This is a genomic window from Candidatus Nanopusillus massiliensis (assembly GCF_920984865.1).
On the sequence record NZ_OV100765.1, the window covers coordinates 579,601 to 579,835 of the forward strand.

Annotated in this window: 1 protein-coding gene; it reads left to right on the forward strand. The window is 19.1% G+C overall.

Translation table 11 applies throughout. The annotated features are described in order from the left end of the window. Positions 1-63: 63 nt before the first annotated feature. Entirely contained in the window at positions 64-219 is a 156-nt protein-coding gene (locus LUA84_RS03730; protein ID WP_231434503.1) for a hypothetical protein, read from the forward strand. Positions 220-235 lie beyond the last annotated feature (16 nt).

Here is a 235-nt window from a genome sequence, read left to right on the forward strand (position 1 = left end):
GGAGAATCATTTAAATATAGTTCAAAGGAAATTAAGAAAAATATAAATGAATTAATTGAAAAAATGATAAAAGAAGGATATCCAATATTTGATATAGATAAAATTATGGAAAATAAAAAAGAATATTCTGAGATATTATCAAAGCTAACTGAATATGATGAAAAAAGAATAAGAGAGGATAAGGAAATAGATTTAATAAAGAATTTAAGAAATAATTGAATAAATTAAAGGAAAT

Excerpts from the sequence above, each read along its gene's own strand:
- LUA84_RS03730 (WP_231434503.1), top strand. The coding sequence starts at position 64 with ATGATAAAAGAAGGATATCCAATATTTGATATAGATAAAATTATGGAA.